The sequence below is a fragment of the Acinetobacter sp. CIP 102129 genome, from assembly GCF_000368305.1.
In the GTDB taxonomy this organism is placed as follows: Bacteria; Pseudomonadota; Gammaproteobacteria; order Pseudomonadales; family Moraxellaceae; genus Acinetobacter; species Acinetobacter parvus.
Map to the genome: position 1 here is coordinate 20257 of NZ_KB849332.1, position 20180 is coordinate 40436.

22 protein-coding genes and 3 pseudogenes are annotated in these 20180 nt (G+C 42.5%); 7 read left to right on the plus strand and 18 right to left on the minus strand.

Going from position 1 to position 20180, the window contains the following annotated elements; translation table 11 throughout:
* Nucleotides 1–47: 47 nt before the first annotated feature.
* Together F973_RS00105 and F973_RS00110 are read left to right on the plus strand one after the other, a co-directional pair.
* Nucleotides 48–743 carry a phospholipase D family protein gene (locus F973_RS00105; protein WP_004680047.1) on the plus strand — a complete coding sequence of 232 codons (696 nt, stop codon included), beginning with the start codon at nucleotides 48–50 and terminating at the stop codon, nucleotides 741–743.
* 159 nt (nucleotides 744–902) lie between these two features.
* Nucleotides 903–1502 (plus strand): hypothetical protein, encoded by a 600-nt coding sequence (locus F973_RS00110; RefSeq protein WP_004758559.1) that lies wholly within the window; start codon nucleotides 903–905, stop codon nucleotides 1500–1502.
* 76 nt (nucleotides 1503–1578) lie between these two features.
* Here the strand turns inward: F973_RS00110 and F973_RS00115 are convergent, their stop codons facing one another.
* The 10 genes from F973_RS00115 to F973_RS00160 form a co-directional block, all read right to left on the minus strand.
* Entirely contained in the window at nucleotides 1579–1998 is a 420-nt protein-coding gene (locus F973_RS00115) for a F0F1 ATP synthase subunit epsilon (protein WP_004674078.1), read from the minus strand.
* A 28-nt stretch (nucleotides 1999–2026) separates the two neighbouring features.
* Entirely contained in the window at nucleotides 2027–3421 is a 1395-nt protein-coding gene (gene atpD / locus F973_RS00120) for a F0F1 ATP synthase subunit beta (protein ID WP_004665200.1), read from the minus strand.
* A gap of 29 nt (nucleotides 3422–3450) precedes the next feature.
* Complete coding sequence (gene atpG, locus F973_RS00125; RefSeq protein ID WP_004674080.1) at nucleotides 3451–4320, minus strand: F0F1 ATP synthase subunit gamma; 870 nt, start codon at nucleotides 4318–4320, stop codon at nucleotides 3451–3453.
* Nucleotides 4321–4397: 77 nt separating this feature from the next.
* Nucleotides 4398–5942: a F0F1 ATP synthase subunit alpha gene (atpA, locus tag F973_RS00130; RefSeq protein WP_004758561.1), complete on the minus strand. Its 1545-nt coding sequence runs from the start codon at nucleotides 5940–5942 to the stop codon at nucleotides 4398–4400.
* 42 nt (nucleotides 5943–5984) lie between these two features.
* The gene (locus F973_RS00135; protein WP_004758562.1) at nucleotides 5985–6521 is read right to left on the minus strand and encodes a F0F1 ATP synthase subunit delta; all 537 of its coding nucleotides are present in this window, start codon (nucleotides 6519–6521) and stop codon (nucleotides 5985–5987) included.
* Nucleotides 6522–6532: 11 nt separating this feature from the next.
* Nucleotides 6533–7003 (minus strand): F0F1 ATP synthase subunit B, encoded by a 471-nt coding sequence (locus F973_RS00140; RefSeq protein WP_004680057.1) that lies wholly within the window; start codon nucleotides 7001–7003, stop codon nucleotides 6533–6535.
* A 39-nt stretch (nucleotides 7004–7042) separates the two neighbouring features.
* The gene (gene atpE, locus F973_RS00145) at nucleotides 7043–7288 is read right to left on the minus strand and encodes a F0F1 ATP synthase subunit C (RefSeq protein WP_000424060.1); all 246 of its coding nucleotides are present in this window, start codon (nucleotides 7286–7288) and stop codon (nucleotides 7043–7045) included.
* Nucleotides 7289–7370: 82 nt separating this feature from the next.
* Complete coding sequence (atpB, locus tag F973_RS00150) at nucleotides 7371–8246, minus strand: F0F1 ATP synthase subunit A (RefSeq protein ID WP_004758565.1); 876 nt, start codon at nucleotides 8244–8246, stop codon at nucleotides 7371–7373.
* A 100-nt stretch (nucleotides 8247–8346) separates the two neighbouring features.
* Entirely contained in the window at nucleotides 8347–8745 is a 399-nt protein-coding gene (locus tag F973_RS00155; RefSeq protein ID WP_034422563.1) for an ATP synthase subunit I, read from the minus strand.
* A 171-nt stretch (nucleotides 8746–8916) separates the two neighbouring features.
* Entirely contained in the window at nucleotides 8917–9756 is an 840-nt protein-coding gene (locus F973_RS00160) for a metal ABC transporter substrate-binding protein (RefSeq protein WP_004758567.1), read from the minus strand.
* 225 nt (nucleotides 9757–9981) lie between these two features.
* On the opposite strand from F973_RS00160, the gene F973_RS00165 reads away from it, so the two are divergent.
* The 5 genes from F973_RS00165 (at nucleotide 9982) to F973_RS00185 (ending at nucleotide 14744) form a co-directional block, all read left to right on the plus strand.
* On the plus strand, nucleotides 9982–10479 hold the full coding sequence (locus F973_RS00165; RefSeq protein ID WP_004758569.1) for a transcriptional repressor: 498 nt from the start codon (nucleotides 9982–9984) through the stop codon (nucleotides 10477–10479).
* The gene (gene znuC / locus F973_RS00170) at nucleotides 10452–11240 is read left to right on the plus strand and encodes a zinc ABC transporter ATP-binding protein ZnuC (protein ID WP_004758571.1); all 789 of its coding nucleotides are present in this window, start codon (nucleotides 10452–10454) and stop codon (nucleotides 11238–11240) included. The genes F973_RS00165 and znuC overlap by 28 nt, the downstream gene beginning before the upstream one ends.
* A 3-nt stretch (nucleotides 11241–11243) precedes the next feature.
* Nucleotides 11244–12047, plus strand: a complete 804-nt coding sequence (znuB, locus tag F973_RS00175; RefSeq protein ID WP_004674090.1) for a zinc ABC transporter permease subunit ZnuB — start codon at nucleotides 11244–11246, stop codon at nucleotides 12045–12047.
* A gap of 101 nt (nucleotides 12048–12148) precedes the next feature.
* Nucleotides 12149–13948 carry an arginine--tRNA ligase gene (gene argS, locus F973_RS00180; protein WP_004758573.1) on the plus strand — a complete coding sequence of 600 codons (1800 nt, stop codon included), beginning with the start codon at nucleotides 12149–12151 and terminating at the stop codon, nucleotides 13946–13948.
* 190 nt (nucleotides 13949–14138) lie between these two features.
* Nucleotides 14139–14744 (plus strand): SPOR domain-containing protein, encoded by a 606-nt coding sequence (locus tag F973_RS00185; protein WP_004758575.1) that lies wholly within the window; start codon nucleotides 14139–14141, stop codon nucleotides 14742–14744.
* 33 nt (nucleotides 14745–14777) lie between these two features.
* Here F973_RS00185 and F973_RS00190 read toward each other — a convergent pair whose 3' ends face one another.
* From F973_RS00190 to guaA, 8 genes and pseudogenes are all read right to left on the minus strand, one after another.
* On the minus strand, nucleotides 14778–15431 hold the full coding sequence (locus F973_RS00190; protein WP_004758577.1) for a glutathione S-transferase family protein: 654 nt from the start codon (nucleotides 15429–15431) through the stop codon (nucleotides 14778–14780).
* Nucleotides 15432–15526: 95 nt separating this feature from the next.
* Nucleotides 15527–15749: pseudogene (locus F973_RS14195) on the minus strand (OsmC family protein); the annotation flags it as partial.
* Nucleotides 15745–15879: pseudogene (locus F973_RS15320) on the minus strand (hypothetical protein); the annotation flags it as partial. The pseudogenes F973_RS15320 and F973_RS14195, both read right to left, overlap by 5 nt.
* 150 nt (nucleotides 15880–16029) lie before the next feature.
* Nucleotides 16030–16308 (minus strand): annotated as a pseudogene (locus F973_RS15155) (DUF2798 domain-containing protein).
* 2 nt (nucleotides 16309–16310) lie between these two features.
* Nucleotides 16311–16616, minus strand: coding sequence for a DUF3861 domain-containing protein (locus F973_RS00200; RefSeq protein WP_004758584.1), 306 nt, complete (start codon nucleotides 16614–16616; stop codon nucleotides 16311–16313).
* A 33-nt stretch (nucleotides 16617–16649) separates the two neighbouring features.
* Nucleotides 16650–17183 (minus strand): PadR family transcriptional regulator, encoded by a 534-nt coding sequence (locus F973_RS00205; protein ID WP_004758585.1) that lies wholly within the window; start codon nucleotides 17181–17183, stop codon nucleotides 16650–16652.
* 180 nt (nucleotides 17184–17363) lie between these two features.
* Nucleotides 17364–18152 carry an aminoglycoside nucleotidyltransferase ANT(3'')-IIc gene (locus F973_RS00210; protein WP_004758588.1) on the minus strand — a complete coding sequence of 263 codons (789 nt, stop codon included), beginning with the start codon at nucleotides 18150–18152 and terminating at the stop codon, nucleotides 17364–17366.
* Nucleotides 18153–18211: 59 nt separating this feature from the next.
* Nucleotides 18212–19780 (minus strand): glutamine-hydrolyzing GMP synthase, encoded by a 1569-nt coding sequence (gene guaA / locus F973_RS00215; protein ID WP_004674096.1) that lies wholly within the window; start codon nucleotides 19778–19780, stop codon nucleotides 18212–18214.
* Between the last annotated feature and the right edge of the window lie 400 nt (nucleotides 19781–20180).

Genomic DNA, 20180 nt, shown 5'->3' on the forward strand with positions numbered 1-20180 from the left:
TTATAATTTTACTTTAATTTATATATATAAAATAAAGATGGAATTTTATGGCAAAGTTTCTTAATACCAGCGCAACTAATTTTTATTTAGAGGAACTGATCAAGAATGCTAAAGAAAGATTGATTTTAATTAGTCCTTTCTTAAAACTGAATGATCGTATCAAAGAACTTTTAGAAGACAAAAATCGTTTAAAAATAGATATTCGTATCATTTATGGAAAAAGTGATTTGCATCCTGATGAAATTAAATGGATGCAAAAACTCGATTATGTACGAGTCAGCTTCTGCAAAAATCTACATGCCAAGTGTTATATAAACGAATCAACTTGCATTATCTCTAGTCTAAATCTTTATGAATTTAGCCAAGTCAACAATAATGAAATGGGTATCCTGATAGAAAAAGATCAAGATGCAACCGTATTTAAAGACGCCTACGAAGAAGCTCAACGCATTATTCGGATCAGCGATGAAGTTCGTATTTCTCTTGATGAAGTTAAAGAGTTCGAGACTGTTCAAGACAATAATGAACAAGAGGATTTCAGCAAATTAACCACCTCTAAACTTGCGGCAAAACATAAGCTCAAAACCAATGAACTTCTTGAACAATTTGTCCAAAAAGGTTTTTTAGTAGTTAATGATAAAGGTAAACACCAATTAACCGAGCAAGGCAAAAATATTGGAGGAGAATTCAAGTTCAATAGCTATGGTGGCTACTTCCTTTGGCTTGGAGATATGAATATCTGAACAACATCATTTACCTAAATCATCAAAAGATTTTGGGCTATAATCTTAGTAGCCCCCTCTTCTTTACATAAGCAATCTTAATGAATTACAAAAATCACTTTTTTATTCATATTTTTTCATTATAGTGACGTTATTCACATATTTTGGTGCAGTTCAGCCATGATGGAAAACCAGTCGATCAAAGCCATCCTTTCAGCCATGACACTTGTTGCTGCATTTACACTGACAGGCTGTGATCAAGTTCCTCATGACAATGAGCAGGTGGAACAAGAGTCTGAATTTGAACAGCCTGCTACAACAGCGAATCAGGATAACAGCATCGAAATGATCAAGGCACAGGACACTCAAAACCTGAGTCGTGGCAATATGCTCAACATCGCACGCGATATTGCAAAGTTGCAGCTTGAGACCGATGATTATGTGACCTTGTTAAAACAGTCACAAAGCAGCCTTGAACAGGCAATTCAGGATCAAAATGTTCAGCAACTGCAAAATACCACAGGTGAACTTAAGCAGGAATTACACGGACTGCATGACACTTTACTTTCACTAAACCTAAAAAGTAATGAGGTTGACCAGATTCGCCAGAGTCTACTTACAGCCAACCAGCAGCTTCTGAGCATGCCCTTGCTGCATGGTCAACTGGACATTGCCCAGCTAGATTTTGCAAAAATTGAAAAGCAGTTCAACACCATTCAAATGGATATGGTCAAACTGGCAACCTTAGTACTCGGCAATAAAGATGATTCAAACGCTTAAACTATATTTATTTTAATTTTCGATGCAGCATAAAAAAAGCCACCTTTCGGTGGCTTTCTCAATCTTAAATCTGCAATTACATTGCGCGATTCTTGATTTTACGGATGGTTTCAAGCTGAGCCGCAGTTTCTGCAAGCGCAGCAAGAGCAGCAGCCGAGTCCAAATCACTCTTTTGGTTGGCTAACAATTGTTCAGCTTGTTTACGAGCTTCCATAATTGCAGCCTCATCCAAGTTGTCAGCGCGAATTGCAGTATCTGCAAGCACAGTCACAACGTGAGGTTGAACTTCTAACACACCGCCTGATACATAAACGATTTCTTCTGTACCATTTTCCAACTGAACACGAATCGGGCCCGGTTGGAGCAAAGTTACGAGTGGCGCATGTCCTGGTAAAATACCAAGCTCACCGCCCGCACCTTTTGCGATTAACATCGTAACCTGTCCAGAGTAAATCGACTCTTTAACACTTACAACATCGCATTGCATAATCGCCATGAGAATCTCCTTAAATTAGAGTTGCTAATTAAAGTTTCTCGGCTTTAGCAATCACTTCGTCAATACCACCAACCATATAGAACGCTTGTTCTGGAATGTGATCGTATTCACCAGCTAATAGACCTTTAAAGCCACGAATCGTTTCTTTAAGTGGTACTAATTTACCAGGAGCACCAGTAAACACTTCAGCTACGTGGAATGGTTGAGAGAAGAAACGTTGGATTTTACGCGCACGGTAAACAACCAATTTATCTTCTTCTGCTAACTCGTCCATACCCAAGATTGCGATGATGTCTTTAAGCTCTTTATAACGTTGCAATACGTTCTGTACAGAACGTGCAATTTCATAATGCTCAGTACCAACAACCAATGGGTCTAACTGACGTGAAGTTGAGTCAAGTGGATCGATCGCCGGGTAAATACCAGAAGATGCGATGTCACGGCTCAATACGACTGTTGCATCTAAGTGAGCAAACGTTGTTGCAGGTGATGGGTCAGTCAAGTCATCCGCAGGTACGTATACAGCTTGGATCGATGTGATCGAACCAGACTTGGTAGACGTAATACGCTCTTGAAGAACACCCATTTCTTCTGCAAGTGTCGGTTGGTAACCTACCGCAGATGGCATACGACCTAACAATGCTGATACTTCAGTACCTGCAAGTGTATAACGGTAGATGTTGTCGACGAATAATAATACGTCACGACCTTTACCATTTTCGTCTTTTTCATCACGGAAGTATTCAGCCATCGTCAAACCAGTTAACGCTACGCGTAAACGGTTACCTGGTGGCTCGTTCATCTGACCGTAGACCATTGCTACTTTGTCAAGAACGTTAGAATCTTTCATTTCGTGATAGAAGTCGTTACCTTCACGAGTACGCTCACCAACACCAGCAAACACAGATAAACCTGAGTGTGCTTTCGCGATGTTGTTGATCAACTCCATCATGTTAACGGTTTTACCAACACCCGCACCACCGAATAAACCAACTTTACCACCTTTTGCGAACGGGCAAAGCAAGTCGATGACTTTAATACCTGTTTCTAAAAGATCAGTAGAAGCTGCTTGTTCAGCATAAGAAGGCGCTTGACGGTGAATTGGCAAACGCGCTTCAGTCGCTACAGGACCTGCTTCATCAATAGGGCGACCTAAAACGTCCATGATACGACCAAGCGTAGCTGGTCCAACTGGAACAGAAATCGGTGCATTTGTACTGGTTACATTAAGACCACGTTTAAGACCTTCTGTAGAACCCATTGCGATGGTACGAACAACACCATCGCCAAGCTGTTGCTGAACTTCTAGTGTAGTTTCAGTACCGTCAACTTGGAGAGCGTCATAGATCTTAGGAACGCTATTGCGCTCAAACTCGACGTCGATAACCGCGCCGATGATCTGAATGATACGACCGCTACTCATTGCTGTCTCCTCAATTCAAACTAATAATGTTAAACGGCAGCGGCACCGCCAACGATCTCGGAAATTTCCTGAGTAATCGCGGCTTGACGCAGCTTGTTGTAAATGAGCTGTAGGTCTTTAATCAATTGTCCTGCGTTGTCTGTCGCCGCTTTCATCGCGACCATACGAGCTGACTGCTCACATGCAACGTTTTCAATCACACCTTGATAAACCATAGACTCGATATAGCGAACCAACAAACCATTCAACAATACTTCTGCTTCTGGTTCGTAGATATAGTCCCAACCATAAGTACGGTTGAGATCATCGCCTGCTTGTGCTGGTGCCAAAGGAACAAGTTGTTCTACTTTAGGCTGTTGGGTCATCGCATTGACGAAACCATTTGATACGAGATAGATACGATCTAATTCGCCTTTATCAAATGCATCAAGCATAACTTGTACAGAGCCAGTTAACTGTTCCAAACTTGGCGCGTCGCCAAGTTGGGTCGTTGCACCAAGCACTTTACCGCCGTAATTCTTAAAAAACGAAACCGCTTTTTGACCAATCAAAGCAAATTCAACTTCAATTGACTGCTGTTGTTGTGCTTTGACATGCTGCACAACTTTCTTGAACAAGTTAATGTTCAAGCCACCTGCCAAGCCACGATCTGAAGACACCACGATATAGCCAACGCGCTTAACAGGGCGATCAACCATATAACGGTGTTTATATTCAGGGTTTGCTTGAACTAAGTGAGCAATTACACGGCGCATATTATCGGCATACGGACGGCCCTGAGCCATGCGCTCTTGCGCACGACGCATTTTAGAAGCAGCTACCATTTGCATCGCGCGAGTAATCTTTTGCGTGCTCTTGATACTAGCTACTTTGGCGCGAATTTCTTTTAAATTTGCCATACGCTTAACCTAGTATTCGAAAGCCCTTTCGAGCTTCCGAAGGTTGATCCGTGAACCAAACTTAACTAAAGCTTAACTTAGTAAGTTTGAGTCGCTTTGAAGCTCTCAATACCTGCTTTGAATGCTGCTTCGATGTCTTTGTTGTAATCACCAGTTTCATCGATCTGTTGCATTAACGCAGCATATTCAGAACGGAAGTAAGAAATTAACGCAGCATCAAAGTCTACGATTTTCTTCACTTCTACGTCAGCCATATAGCCTTCGTTAGATGCATAAACAGATACAGCTTGGTCAGCAATTGAGTAAGGAGCATATTGTTTTTGCTTCATTAACTCAGTTACACGTTGACCATGCTCAAGTTGCTTACGGGTTGCTTCATCAAGATCAGAAGCGAACTGAGCAAACGCAGCCAATTCACGGTATTGTGCCAAAGCAGTACGGATACCACCAGACAATTTTTTGATGATCTTCGTTTGAGCAGAACCACCAACACGCGATACAGAGATACCCGCGTTCACTGCAGGACGAATACCTGCGTTGAATAATGATGTTTCTAAGAAGATCTGACCGTCAGTAATCGAAATTACGTTGGTTGGTACGAATGCAGATACGTCACCCGCTTGAGTTTCAATGATCGGCAACGCAGTTAAAGAACCAGTTTGGCCAGTTACTGCACCGTTCGTGAACTTCTCAACATAGTCAGCTGAAACGCGCGAAGCACGCTCAAGAAGACGTGAGTGAAGATAGAATACGTCACCTGGATACGCTTCACGACCTGGTGGACGACGTAATAACAATGAAATTTGACGGTAAGCAACAGCTTGCTTAGACAAATCATCATAAATAATTAACGCATCTTCACCGCGGTCACGGAAGTATTCACCCATTGTACAACCTGAGTACGGAGCTAAATACTGCATAGCTGCAGGATCAGCAGCCGCAGCAGCGACAACAGTTGTATACGCCATAGCGCCAGTTTCTTCTAGCTTACGTACCACGTTTGCAATTGTTGATTGTTTTTGACCAATCGCAACGTATACACATTTAATGCCAGAGTTTTTCTGAGCGATAATCGCATCGATCGCCATCGCTGTTTTACCAGTTTGACGGTCACCGATGATCAACTCACGTTGGCCACGACCCACAGGGATCATGGTATCAACTGATTTATAACCAGTTTGAACGGGTTCGTCCACTGATTGACGCCAAATTACACCTGGTGCTACTTTTTCAACAGCATCAGTTAGTTTTGCATCAATTGGGCCTTTGCCATCAATTGGGTTACCCAAAGCATCTACGACACGACCAAGAAGTTCAGGACCAACTGGAACTTCTAATACGCGACCAGTACAGCGAGCTTTTTGACCTTCTTGCAGGCTTAGGTAGTTACCTAAAACAACGGCACCCACTGAATCCTGTTCTAGGTTCAGTGCCATACCAAATAAGCCGCCGTCGAATTCGATCATTTCACCGTACATTGCATCCGCAAGACCGTGAATACGCACGATACCGTCAGATACCATGACGATGGTACCTTCATTCTTAGCGGTCGCGCTGGTGTCCAGATCGCCGATACGCTGTTTAATGAGCGCACTGATCTCGGATGGATTCAGTTGTTGCATTGCGCTATTCCTCAATCTTTTTTAAGTTCAGTCTTTTTGCTGTTAGGCAAGAAGACGAGTCCGCATTTTTTCAAGCTTGTTAAGCGCAGAGTCATCTATCACTTGGTCGCCTGCACGAATCACAACACCTGCGATCAACGCTGGATTAACGCTAACAGTCACATGAACAGTTCTGTTAAAACGTTTTTCAAGCGCATGAGCTAAAATATGCTCTTGTGTCGCATCCATTGGAAAAGCAGATTCAATTTCCACTTCCAATGAGTTGTTATTCTGCGATTTAAGTTGTTCGTATTCTGTTGCAATTTCAGGCAATAAGATAACACGATCATTTTCAGCAAGCAGTGTCAGAAAATTAGACAGCGCTGCTGATTGATCTTCACCTAAAACTTTTGTAAACAGACCAACTTGCTCCGCAGGAGTCAATTCAGGACGATTTAAATAAGCGGAAAATGCTTCATCTTGCACCGCAGCACTGAGCAATTGTAATGCATTTGACCAAGTGTCAGTTGCATTCTGCTCAGATGCATAAGCAAACGCTGCTTTAGCGTATGGGCGTGCCAACGTCAAGAGTTCAGCCATATTTCCCTCGCTTAAAGTTTAGCAGCCAGCTGATTCAGCATGGCATTATGAGCTTCTGCGTCAACTTGTTGGTTCAGAATTTTTTCTGCACCAGCAACTGCCAAGGCAGCAACTTGTTGACGTAATTCTTCGCGAGCAGCATTGATGTCCTGATCAACAGTTTCTTTCGCCTGTTGACGAATACGCTCACCTTCAGCAGATGCTTGGGTACGCGCTTCTTCGACCAATTGCGCTGCACGACGGTTCGCTTGTTCGATCAATTGAGCCGCTTGTGCTTTTGCTGCGTCTAATTCTGCCTTAACTTGTGCTTGCGCATCAGCAAGGTCAGCTTTTGCTTTTTCAGCAGCATTTAAGCCATCAGCGATTTTACGCTGACGCTCACTAATCGCATTGATTAGTGGTGGCCAAACAAACTTCATGCAGAATGCGACAAAGAACGCAAATGCAATCGCTTGACCAATCAATGTGAGGTTGATATTCATTTCGCTATTCCTCAATATGTGGATTTAGGAATTAAGCTATTAACCTACAAATGGATTAGCGAAGATGAAGAACAAGCCAATACCAACACCGATCATAGGCACAGCATCAAGAAGACCCGCAATTAAGAACATACGAGTTTGAAGTTGTGGAGCCAATTCTGGTTGACGAGCAACAGCTTCTAAGAAGCGGCCACCTAAAAGACCGAAGCCAATCGCAGTACCTAAAGCACCGAAAGCGATCAAGATAGCAGATGCAATTGCAACTAGACCTAAAGTGAGTTCCATGAAAAATTCCTCAGAGGTTAGGTTATTACCAAATTAAACTAAAATTTAAGCCCAACCATCAGGTGACAGTCAGGCAATACCATTAATGCTTTTCGCTTGCCATGCTCAAGTAAACGATGGTCAGCATCATAAAGATGAATGCTTGCAACGTGATTACAAGAATGTGGAAAATAGCCCAAGGCACAGATAACGCCCATTGAATCCAGAACGGTAATAACGCGATTAAGATGAAGATTAACTCACCCGCATACATGTTACCGAACAGTCGTAGAGCCAACGAAACTGGTCGAGCAAGAAAAGTTACTAATTCCAAAATCAAGTTCACTGGAATCAATAACGCTTTTGCAACTGGGTTACTTGGGTTAAATGGGTTAAGTGCCAATTCACCGACGAAACCGCCGATCCCTTTTTCACGAATACTATAGAACAAGATCAGTGCAAATACAGACAATGACATACCAAGGGTAATGTTAGGATCTGTAGATGGAACAACCTTGAAATACACGTGGTGAGGGTCCATACCAAACACGCTTGCACCAATCTGTTGAGCTAGATAAGGAATCCAGTCTACAGGAATCAAGTCCATTGCGTTCATGAGGAAAATCCACACGAAGATGGTCAATGATAAAGGAGCAATTAAACGCGATTTGCCGTGGAAAGTATCACGAACACTTGAGTCCACAAACTCGATAATCATTTCGATTGCAGATTGGAATCTAGTTGGAACGCCAGCATTTGCAGCTTTCGCAACTGTCCAAAATAACAAACAGAAAATCACACCAAGTCCGATAGACCAACCCATTGAATCCAAGTGAATTGCAGTGAACCCCATCGATTGAGCTTCTTCAGCAGTCTCAGCCAATTTCCATGTACCGTCAGGCATTTTGCCATAGGTCATATTGGTCAAGTGATGCTTGATATACTCGGTCGAAGTCAGGGCATGTTCTTCAGCAGCCATAAATCACACCTGGTCAATGTCAATCATTAAAAAGAAGCGGAACGAATCCTGCGAACTGCAAAAATCTCGTACCCTCTTCCAAAAATCTCAAAAATGTGTTTCATTCTCGTTGCTGGAGACGTGACACCCAGAATGGTGCAACCCACGACATAGCCTGAACGAGGATAAACCCACAAAACAATGCTACCGCTGACAACGGTTTGACATTGCTCAAAATTAAAATAAAACCCACAATCACAATTGCAAACTTACCGAGCATTCCCCGATACATATTCAGCATGACCTGTCTTGACGCCCGTGCCCCAGCTGTCCTAAACGACTGCCAGGCAAAATAACAATGCGCCAGCCAACAAACCAGTGCCCCAAGCGCAGCACTCAGGGCGGCAGTGGTGTCTTTTATCACCCATGCCAGCAACGCTGCCACAGGAATCATGCACGCCTGTAAGAAGACCAAAGCTTTTGCTAATCGTCGGTCAATCAAGCGACTAGTTCGGCTCATTTTTTACCCACTTACAGCATAACTGCTTGACAAGTTTTAATCATGATTGTTTTGAATCGCAGGCATTATAGAGTTACACCCCTGAACATGCAATCTTTTCTCGACTTAAGTCTGTTTTTTTCGTTAGCCCATTTTTTGACGATAGAGTCAATTTGTTTTTATTTTTTTTCATCAATTTTGTGTACTTAATACGCATTTGTCGGTTTTTGAAGCCAATTTTTTCCAAGCTGTTACAAAATTGTCCTCACCACGCATGCTTTCATCCACGGGCTGGAAAACCACTGGGTTCAATTTTCGATACTGGCTGCTGCTGGCAGATGTTTCAGCCAATAGGCACATTTGTGCTTTAGGCCGATTGTCCATGAGATATTTAATCTGGGCAGCAGTCGGTGCAATATGTGGATCATCGGTTAATGCCCCTGCAAACTTCAGGTTCAGCGCCCGCTCCAGATACTGATAGGCATCATGATAAGACCAGTAGGGTTTGGATTTACTCGAACTTTCATATTGTTGGGATGCCTGTAGCATCTGCTGGGCAAAGTCCTTGGCATTGGCCAAATATTTCGCTTTGTTTTCTGGATATTGCTGTGAACGCAAGGTCGCAATAAAGAAAGCGATCCGCACTGCATTGTTGGGATCGAGCCATACATGACTGTCCACAGTGTTCGACAGCGCAGCCCCACGCAGGTTGCGTTGTGGCAATGTGGTCAGGATAGCTGAATCCAGCAGTGCAATTGCCTTGCGGTTCTGACTGAGCAGCTTGTCCAGAGGTGCTTCATGCACTTTACCAAGCCATAACACCAATGAAGCATCCTGTATTGCCTTGCGATGGGCTGGGGTAAGCTGTACATCATGGCCTGTCTGGTCACCCAACAACAGTACTGGTTCTTCCACACCATCGGTGACTTCTTTTGCAATCAGGTAAATGGGATGTGTTGAAACCACTAGACTTTGTGTCCAGCCCCATGTGCTCAACATTGACAACAAGACCAGAAGAGAAAGGCGCAACATCACAGGATTACTCAATAAAGCTAAGCATGTTATAATATAACAAAAGTTAAAAAATGCCTATGTCTATTTTCAGGATTCATCACACTATCTATTACCCAGTCCATTTAATATAGATCGTTATAGATGAATTGCATGATATGATAGTGCGTCTGTTGGTACACCTGCGACACAGGTTATATATAGTCGAAATATCAATAGGCCCTACAAAAACAATGAGGTCAATTTATGAGTTCCTGTTCACACGAACATGACAATGCTTTACACGGTGTTCACGGTCATCACGATATTAAGGTGCGACTTGCCGAAGCAGAGATTTTATGCACTGCCGCGGGCGCTCGCCTGACACCTTTGCGTAAAGAAGTGCTTGAACTCATCTTAAATGCCTCTGCCCCAATGGGCGCCTATGACCTCCTGGCAAAAATCAAGGGACAGGCAGACCGCCCTGCTGCCCCACCTACAGTTTATCGAACTTTAGACTTCTTACTAGAAAAAGGTTTAATCCATCGGCTAACCTCAATTAATGCCTATATTCCCTGCTGTCATCCACGTGAGGGGCATCAGGCCGCATTCCTGATTTGTACCGAATGCCACTTGGTTAAGGAGGCATCGGCACAGGGCCTGATTCAGCAACTGGATCAACTTGCCACCTCTGACCAATTTTCTGCTCAACACAGCATTATTGAGATTTCTGGAAAATGTCACCAGTGCAGCCTGCCCCAGTAACTCCTCCACTGATCCAGTTGGAGAACATCTCGATTCGGCGTGATGAACGGGATATTTTACGCAATGTTGATTTTGCCTTACAGGCAAAAGAGATTGTGACGTTGATTGGTCCGAATGGTGCTGGCAAGTCCACCCTGATCAAGGTCGTGCTTGGTATCATGCCACCCAATAAAGGCAAGGTTCATTTTTCCAAAAAGCTTAAAATGGCCTACGTCCCACAAAAGTTTAATCCATCTGCCAGCCTGCCTTTACGCGTGCAGGACTTGTTGGATTTGGAAGTTTGCGAAGCCCATTTACGTGAAGAAATTATCCGTGATACAGGTATCCTGAAACTACAGCAGTCCAAGGTCCAACAACTTTCAGGCGGTGAACGGCAGCGGGTATTACTGGCACGCGCCCTGTTGCGCCAGCCAGACATTCTGGTGCTGGATGAACCGATGCAGGGTCTGGATATTCAATCCGAAGCTGAGCTTTACGACTATGTTAGAAGCCTACCTGAACGCTATGGTTGTGCGGTATTGATGGTTTCACATGACCTGCAATGGGTGATGCAAGGCACGCATCGCGTTGTTTGTCTGAACAAACACATTTGTTGTAGTGGTTTACCTGAAAGCATTCAGCAGCACCCTGAATATCAGGCAATTTTCGGTACACAACGCATGTTTTACCAGCATCATCACAATCACTGCGGACATAGTGATCATGCTGAACCCTGTAGCCACGATCCACGCCCCCACATTCACCCTGAACCAAAGGCCTAAGCGATGATGGAATGGTTACAATTACTATTACCCGCTTGGATCATGGGCACATTGTTGGTATTTTTAACTGCGCCACTGGGTTGTTTAATGCTATGGCGTAGAATGTCCTTTTTTGCAGACACCATGGCGCATGGCACACTGCTCGGTGTCGCGGTTGCAGGTATTCTGCATTTACCTTTCTGGCTGGGTGTTGGCTGTCTGGCGGCATTGCTGGTTGCCATTCTATGGGTTTTGCACGACTCACGTTTACCGAACGATGCCCTGCTCGCCTTGTGTTCAGCAACCCTACTTTGCTCAGGCCTGTTATTAATCCAGCAAGTACCGAGCTTACGTCCAGAACTGTTAAGTTATCTGTTTGGTGACCTGCTCAGTATTGAATGGGCCGATTTACCTATCTTTGCAATCGTGATCATCAGCGCCCTTGTGGTGCTTTACCGTTCATGGTCGGCACAAATCCAGATTGCCATTGATCCCGACATTGCCATGAGCGAGGGAGTCAATGCCAACTGGCAACGCCTGGTTTTCATGCTGTTGCTGGCCTTGTTTACTGTACTGGCATTACGTGCCGTGGGTTCACTACTGATGGGTGCGCTACTGGTGATTCCTGCGCTTAGTGCCCGTTTGCTGGCACACTCTCCTAAACAGATGGTGATCTGGGCATTCATACTGGCACAATTTGGCGTTACAGTTGGGCTGTGGTCAAGTGCGGCGCTCAACATTGCCACAGGTTTAAGTATTGTATTGTGTATGGCGCTTTGTTTTGCCATTATTTTTATTGGACAGAAACTGAGTTCACGTTCCTCATAACATTTAACCGATTGCAGTTTGAATGAATCTCTTGCCAATTTGGTTAACGCGACAAAATTTGCTATATTTAGCGTTTTTCCGCGACACTTATTTCGGTAACTATGAATACGGCAATACAATCAGCGCTTGATCATGCGGTACAATCCCTTCAACAACAAGGGGTACTTCCTTCCGATTGGACCAATACGAGCCATTTAACCCGTACCAAAGACCGAAGTCACGGAGACTTCGCCTCAAATATTGCCATGATCGGCTCTAAAGCTGCTGGTATGAAACCACGTGACCTAGCTGAAAAAATCTTATCAGCACTGCCTGAAGTCGCTGACATTACAAAAGCAGAAATCGCAGGTCCTGGTTTTATCAACTTCTTTTTAAACGCAGACCAGCGCTTTGCTGTGCTTGACCAGATTCAGGTACAGAAAGACCAATATGGCCGCAGCCAGGCCAATGCAGCCAAGAAAATTCAGGTGGAGTTTGTTTCCGCAAACCCGACCTCTAGCCTGCATGTGGGGCATGGACGCGGTGCCGCTTACGGTATGACAGTTGCCAACCTTTTAGAAGCAACAGGTGCACAAGTTGACCGTGAATACTATGTCAATGATGCAGGTCGCCAAATGGATATTTTGGCAACATCAACTTATTTACGTTATTTAGAATTGACTGGGCAAACGCTTGTTTTCCCTAAAAATGCCTATCAGGGCGACTATGTTAAAGAAATCGCACAAAGCATTATTGATAAAGATGGCGATGCACACGTTCGCCCAGTTGCTGACATTTACAACGATGTGCCTGAAGATGTTCAATATGCTGAAGAACTCGATGCCGAAGGCAATAAAGTTATTTTGTCTGGTGATAAAGAAAAACACATTGATGGCTTAATCGCCAATTCACAACAACAGTTAGGTGCGGGTTATCGCGTATTTCACCAATCGGCTTTACATGCCATTTTGGATGATATCAAAGATGACCTTGCTGATTTTGGGGTGACTTTTGATGAATGGTTTAGCGAAGCTTCGCTAACCGAAAAAATTGATGAAGCACTTGCAACGCTTGATCAACGTGGCTTTCTCTATGAAAAAGATGGCAATATTTGGTTTAAATCAACTGAATTTGGCGATGAGAAAGACCGTGTGGTCAAACGTCGTAATGGCCAAACCACTTATTTTGCATCTGACATTGCTTACCATTTGAATAAACTACAACGTGGTTATACTGACCTGATTGATATTTGGGGTTCAGATCACCACGGTTATATTTCACGTGTAAAAGCTGCGATTGATGCAATGGGTTACGACTCTAAAAAACTGACTGTTCTTTTAGTTCAATTCGTGAGTTTATGGCGTGGTGGCGAGATGGTACAAATGTCATCTCGTTCAGGTCAATTCGTGACTTTACGTGATCTACGTAAAGAAGTGGGTAATGATGCGGCACGCTTCTATTACGTAATGCGTAAATCTGAGCAACACATTGATTTTGACTTAGACCTTGCCGTTTCTCAAAGCAAAGACAATGCGGTGTACTACATTCAGTATGCCCATGCACGTGTAAATAGTATTTTGAACCGTGCGAAAGAGAAAGGCATTACATTTGATGTCGCATCTGCTCGCCAAGTTGCTAATCTCTTAGCTTTAGAGACTGAAACAGAGATTCTCGCTAAATTAGCAGCTTATCCTGAAATTTTGATTCGTGCTGCGAATGTCTACGAACCACATCAAATTGGTAATTATCTAAAAGACTTAGCTGCGCTATTTCATGGATGGTATGCACAAGATGGCGTTAAATTTGTTGATGAAACAAATATTCCTTTATCGCAAGCGCGTTTATTGCTTTCAATTAATGTACAGCAAGTTTTACGTAATGGCTTAGAGTTACTTGGTGTATCTGCTCCTGAAGCGATGTAATTAATACACACAGTTGCAATAAAAAGTTTGAATCTGAAATATTGTTGTTAACAACGCTATACAGATCTACTTTTAAACTTAGCCTATCATTGGTCGGCGATATCTTAAACAAAGCATTATTTTCAAACATAATGCTTTGTTTTTAGCCAGATTCAAGTTACAAATCCAATAGAATCAAGAGGAATTTCAGGTGTTTGGAAAAACGCAACGTGGTGTATCTGAACGACCAAACAAGCCGAAAAAACCACTTATTCCAAAGTGGTTGGGAATGCTTGTCGCAATTCTTGCGATTCTATGTGTTGGTGTCATGCTCATGCTATGGCAACCATGGCAACCTGTTCCAGCAAAAAATCAGGTAACATCCGATCATTATCAAGAAGAAGATACCAACAAAGATTATCGTTTCTACGATTTGTTGCCACAACAACAAGTTACTCCAATCCCTGAACAAGCTGTACCTGAAACTAAACAGCAAGGTAATGTCGTGATTATTGAATCACCAAAACCTGAAACTACCACAGAAGATCCAACAGCGATTACTTCGACTGAGCCAGCAGTGCAAGCTCAAGCAAGCTATATTTTACAAGTACGTAGCTATCCAGATCCTGACAGTGCTGATGCGCGTCGTGCAGAAATTATTTTGAATGGTTTATCTGCTGATGTCGTGAAAACAGTGGAAAATGGCCAAACATGGTATCGTGTGTTTTCTGGCCCTTATGATAGTCAAGATGCTGCCCTTGCTGCTCAGCAAACGCTACAACATAGTGGTATTGATTCAATCGTCATCAAGCGCTAAACCCTATCGAATAAAGGGGAACGATTGGTTCCCCTATGCACACTGAGAATTTAAACTTTTTTGCTCAGCACGCTGAAATGCTGAACGTTGTTGCACACGGTGTACAAAAGCCTGAATATTGGGATATTTTCCATGTAAACGCTTTTGAATTGCAATCAATGGAAAAGCCATCTGAATATCTGCAAAAGAAAAATCTCCAGCAAAATAATCATGCTCGCCTAAATATTGTTCAAGGTATAGCATGTGCTCTTTGATGCGAGGACGAACAAATCCAGCTTTTACACCATCCGTTACTTTTTCAGCGATAGGTCGAATCACCCAAGGAACATGCTTACTCACATTATTCATCACCAAAGTCATGACTAATAAAGGCATGAGAGAACCTTCGGCATAGTGCATCCAATAGGAATATTGCCGCTGGTCTTTTGCTTGTTCTGGTTTAAATTTTTGCTGCCCATCATACTGCTGTTGCAAATAATCCAGAATGACTGCCGACTCAACAATCACCTCATCATTATCGACCAGAATAGGTGCTTTTCCCAGTGGATGGATGTTCTTTAAATTTTCTGGGGCTGCATAGCTGGATGTTCTTTGATAATACTCAACTTGATAATCCATACCAAGTTCTTCTAATGCCCACAATATACGGAACGAACGTGAACATTGTAGGTAATGTAAGGTAATCATTTTTGTGCCTGCTTTGTCTACGCAACTGCTGTATGAATCCCTCTCACAGTTACGTTTAGAATTATGATTTGCCCAAGCACAATAGCATTTTAGTCTTAAATAATCACGGTCTCTATGTCTAAACTGCGTAACAAAGTTTTAGTGATGGGCGTTTTACTACACACATTAAGAAGTTTTTCTTTTAAGTAATTGTGAAATAGGTTGTTTAAATATTACCCGACGTTCAATCCGTTCCTGTTGTTCACGATTGCTGTGAAAGTCAACCTCAACGCTAAACTCGCCCAAATCCATATCCTTATGCTTGGCATACATCCGTAGGTAACGCGCGTTTAATGATTGTACCCTTGCCAATCTCAGCTGAACGAATGGTGAACTCTTGAATAAATTGATTGATATAAGTTTTACAATCTTTTGAATCAGAAATATCGTAATCGTTATTATTAGTCATGATATTACTCTCTTTTACCTATGCTAGTGCAATGAGTTGTTTTATTGATCTTAACAATATCAACAGTATTCAATATAGTCTTTTGGTAATACGCAGAGTGTTATGCATGGGACAATCCTGACTCAGGACTGATAAGCAGCATTCTTTCGCTCAGTGAAGTGGCATCTCCACAATCAGGCTCGTTAGGCGTCGCACCAATGGCAAGAAAACAAGCACCACAGGATAGGCAATCAATCATGAAAACAGCCATGTTGACAGCCACTTCGTTGCGAATCCATCTATTAGCCCAACATTCATTAGTAAGTTCATCAATGATAATGTTGCGCTCATCAGCCCCGATCATAATAATGGCATAATCCAAGCAGCATATTTTGCAGGTAATTTAGTAAAGAAAGCTTTCTTTGTTTGTTGCATGCCATTTGCCCCCATACTCATTCAGCCTGTTTCTTTACATGTTGCTTTAGATTCTTCATAAATTGACCGAACTGCGGCAAGAATTCTTCGAATAGTGGATGATCTTTATTTTCCAGCATCACTTCGCTGAAAAGTTTTAAACCCACCGCAAAAGCTTTCGTGGTTTGATCATCAAAAAATTCAGCACTATTTAAACGTTCAACGATCTCAAAAATATCGTCATGATTTCCAGTATAAAACTCTAAACGTTCGGTATAAGTCGAGGCTTGTCCTTTCGCATCTTTTAAATGTTGTACGGTGACATGGTATTGATGTTGTTTCATAAGTTTTCTCTAAATTAATATTGGATAAGGTGTTTATAAACGTCCAATCGCAATCGCGGCCTGATCAATTTTTTTCGCAATTTGATGGATCTGTTCTTGCTGCAAATCTGAGATGTTCAGTTTTAAGCGCAATGCCGTTTTTAAGTTTTCCATCGCGCGATGGATATCAATCAACTGATCATTATTGTGAATTTCACGTCTTAGTCGCAGCTTTTGCAATAAAGCAGCCAACATGTCTTGCTGCTCTTTTAAATAGCTGTCGCCATAGTCGGTAATCTGATATTGCTTACGTTCGGCATCCAGCAAGCGAATCAAATTCATTTCTTCCAATGCAGTTAACGTTGGATAAATCGTTCCTGCACTTGGGGTATAGCCATCCCCGACCAGATCACTAATTTCTTTAATAATTTCATAGCCATGTTTGGGGCTTTGTTGAATCAAATGCAGCACCAACAGTTTCATGCGACCTGATTCAAATAAGCGCCCACGGCGACCTGCTCGATGATGTTCTCGATGTAATAAAGCCGCTTCGGCTTCATCATGAGAATGCTCAGATTGATGTTTCATCTTTATTTTTCTCTATATTTGCTTAATTTATGCTTATTAAGATATATCTTAAATAATCTTATATCAAGTTAAGATATATCTTTAAATTTTAAAATTTTGATATTGAATGAGTTATTTATTTTACAGATCGATTTTTAGAAAAAGTTAAGTAATAAAAAAGGCCACCTTTTTAAAATATTATTATTTGATCAGGCTACTCTTCTTCTTAAATTGTTCATCAATTTTTGAACTCAGGAAGTCAACAACAGCTCCTAAAGCCTGATGCTGTTGTTGCCAGCTTTGCTTGCCTATCTCACCTTTATATTCTTGGATCATGCGCTGCAAAATGGGTTGATGCTGCGACGGTAACTGAGCTATCACCCAGTGTGCGGCCTGGTCTTTAGGCACAATCTCACTCGTCACCAAACTAAAATAAATACGGCATAAGGCCAAAATTTGATTACGCTCATCGGCATCCTCATCCCAATGTTCCACAATCGAGGGATAGGTGTCTGCCATTGCCTGCCAGAGGTGCTGTTCAGGAATTGCCGTTGACCACTGTGTCAAACTTGGCCCCAACAAACTACGATGATGCACTTGTGCTTTCTTCAGCAAAATACTCAGATCAGGGTCTGTATGTGTGCGGAGCAAAGCACCTTGGTTTAACTCCTCCCGTAACCATTCTCCAAATTGTAGTTCGTAGCTGAGTGGATAACTGCCTGAAAGAATTTGCGCTTTAAGTACGATGGTGACTTCAAGTGCACGCTGTGCTGCCCCAATTGGATACGAAATTTTTAATAAGGTTTCTGCCAGTTGCTGTCGTTGCTGGAGTGTCAGAGCTTGACTCACCACAACCAAAACATCCAGATCACTTTCTGGACCTAGCCCGCCATCAACAGCTGAACCATACAGATAAATGGCAAATAGGGATTCACCCAAAAGCTGCTGTAAAGATCCTGTTAACTGTTCGAGTTGCAAGGTTTCGGACATGCTTGACCTCTTTTTTCAATCGCATAAAAAAAGGCAGGATTTTCATCCTGCCCTTCATCTTATTCCCACTCAATCGTTGCTGGTGGCTTAGATGACACGTCGTAGACGACGCGTGAAACATCTTTAATCTCATTCATGATACGAGTTGAGATTTTATCGACAAGTTCATAAGGAAGATGTGCAAAACGTGCTGTCATAAAGTCAACCGTTTCCACTGCACGAAGTGCAATCACCCATGCATAACGGCGACCATCACCAACAACACCCACTGATTTTACAGGTTGGAATACTGCAAATGCTTGCGCAGTTTTATCATACCAACCGCTTGCACGAAGCTCTTGCATAAAGATGTCATCAGCAAGACGAAGAATATCAGCATATTCTTTTTTCACTTCACCCAAAATACGCACGCCCAAACCTGGACCTGGGAATGGATGACGATAAAGCATTTCATGTGGTAAACCTAAAGTTGTACCTAAACGGCGTACTTCATCTTTAAACAAATCACGAATCGGCTCAACCAATTCAAAAGCTAAATCATCAGGTAAACCGCCCACATTGTGGTGTGATTTAATCACATGTGCTTTACCATTTTTAGTGGCAGCAGATTCGATCACGTCTGGGTAAATCGTACCTTGTGCAAGGAAGTTTACGCCATCAAGTTTACGTGCTTCTTCAGCAAAAACTTCGATGAATTCACGACCAATAATTTTACGTTTTTTCTCAGGATCAACTTCACCCGCTAAGGCCGTTAAGAAACGCTGTTCAGCATCAGCACGAATCACACGGATACCCATGTTTTTCGCAAACATGTCCATTACTTGTTCACCTTCGTTTAAACGAAGTAAGCCATTGTCTACAAATACACATGTCAATTGATCGCCAATTGCTTTATGAAGCAATGCAGCAACAACCGAAGAATCCACACCACCAGAAAGACCCAACAGAACTTTTTGATCACCAATTTGCTCACGTAATTGTTCAACACGCAAGTCAATAATGTTTTCAGAATTCCAGAGATTACGGCATCCACAAATCCCATGCACAAAGTTCGACAATAACTCTGCACCTTTCGCTGTATGGGTCACTTCAGGGTGGAATTGAACACCATAGAAACGACGTGCTTCATCACTTACCGCGGCAAATGGACAGCTTGGTGTGCTTGCAGTAACAGAGAAACCTTCTGGAATCACACTGACTTTATCGCCATGACTCATCCAAACATTAAGCTTATCGTCACCATCATTGAGATCACCCAATAATTGATCACGTACCAACACATCAACAGCAGCATAACCAAATTCGTGAACTGTACCTGGTTCTACTTTACCACCAAGCTGTTCAGACATGGTTTGTAAGCCATAGCAAATACCCAATACTGGTACACCAAGTTCAAATACAACTTGTGGCGCACGTGGACTACCTTCTTCATGTACGCTCTCAGGACCACCTGACAAAATAATCCCGTTCGGATTAAACGCACGAATGTCTTCTTCAGACATATCGAAAGCATACATTTCAGAATAAACACCCGCTTCACGTACGCGACGTGCAATGAGCTGGCTATATTGAGAGCCGAAATCCAGAATCAGGATACGATCTTCAGTAATTTGAGTATTGGTCGTCATGGCGAATCATTAAAGGCAAATGAATTAAGCGCCATATTCTAGCATTTTTCACGCTTTGACGCACCGCAATTCATCATCTATCTTATTTTTTAACTGTGGTTGTCGATCAGGCCTAATATTTAAACCAAAATCTCAGCCAAACATGTCGATAAAAGAGAGTTAAATCAACAATTCTTGCCCATTCTGCTCAACACAAAGCAAAAATTGGTGCTAAGATGTTGAGTTAGAGATGCGTTACCATGGAAAGGTATTCAATCGACTACATCGTTTCCTTTTTATGGGATGGCGATGTCCTTGAGCAAAGGAAAATTAAAAAGCCTATAAGGGAAATTGGTGCATCGCCAATGTCCTAAAATATTTCACTATCATCCATGGCTTGCCCATTCACGGGCAACAATTA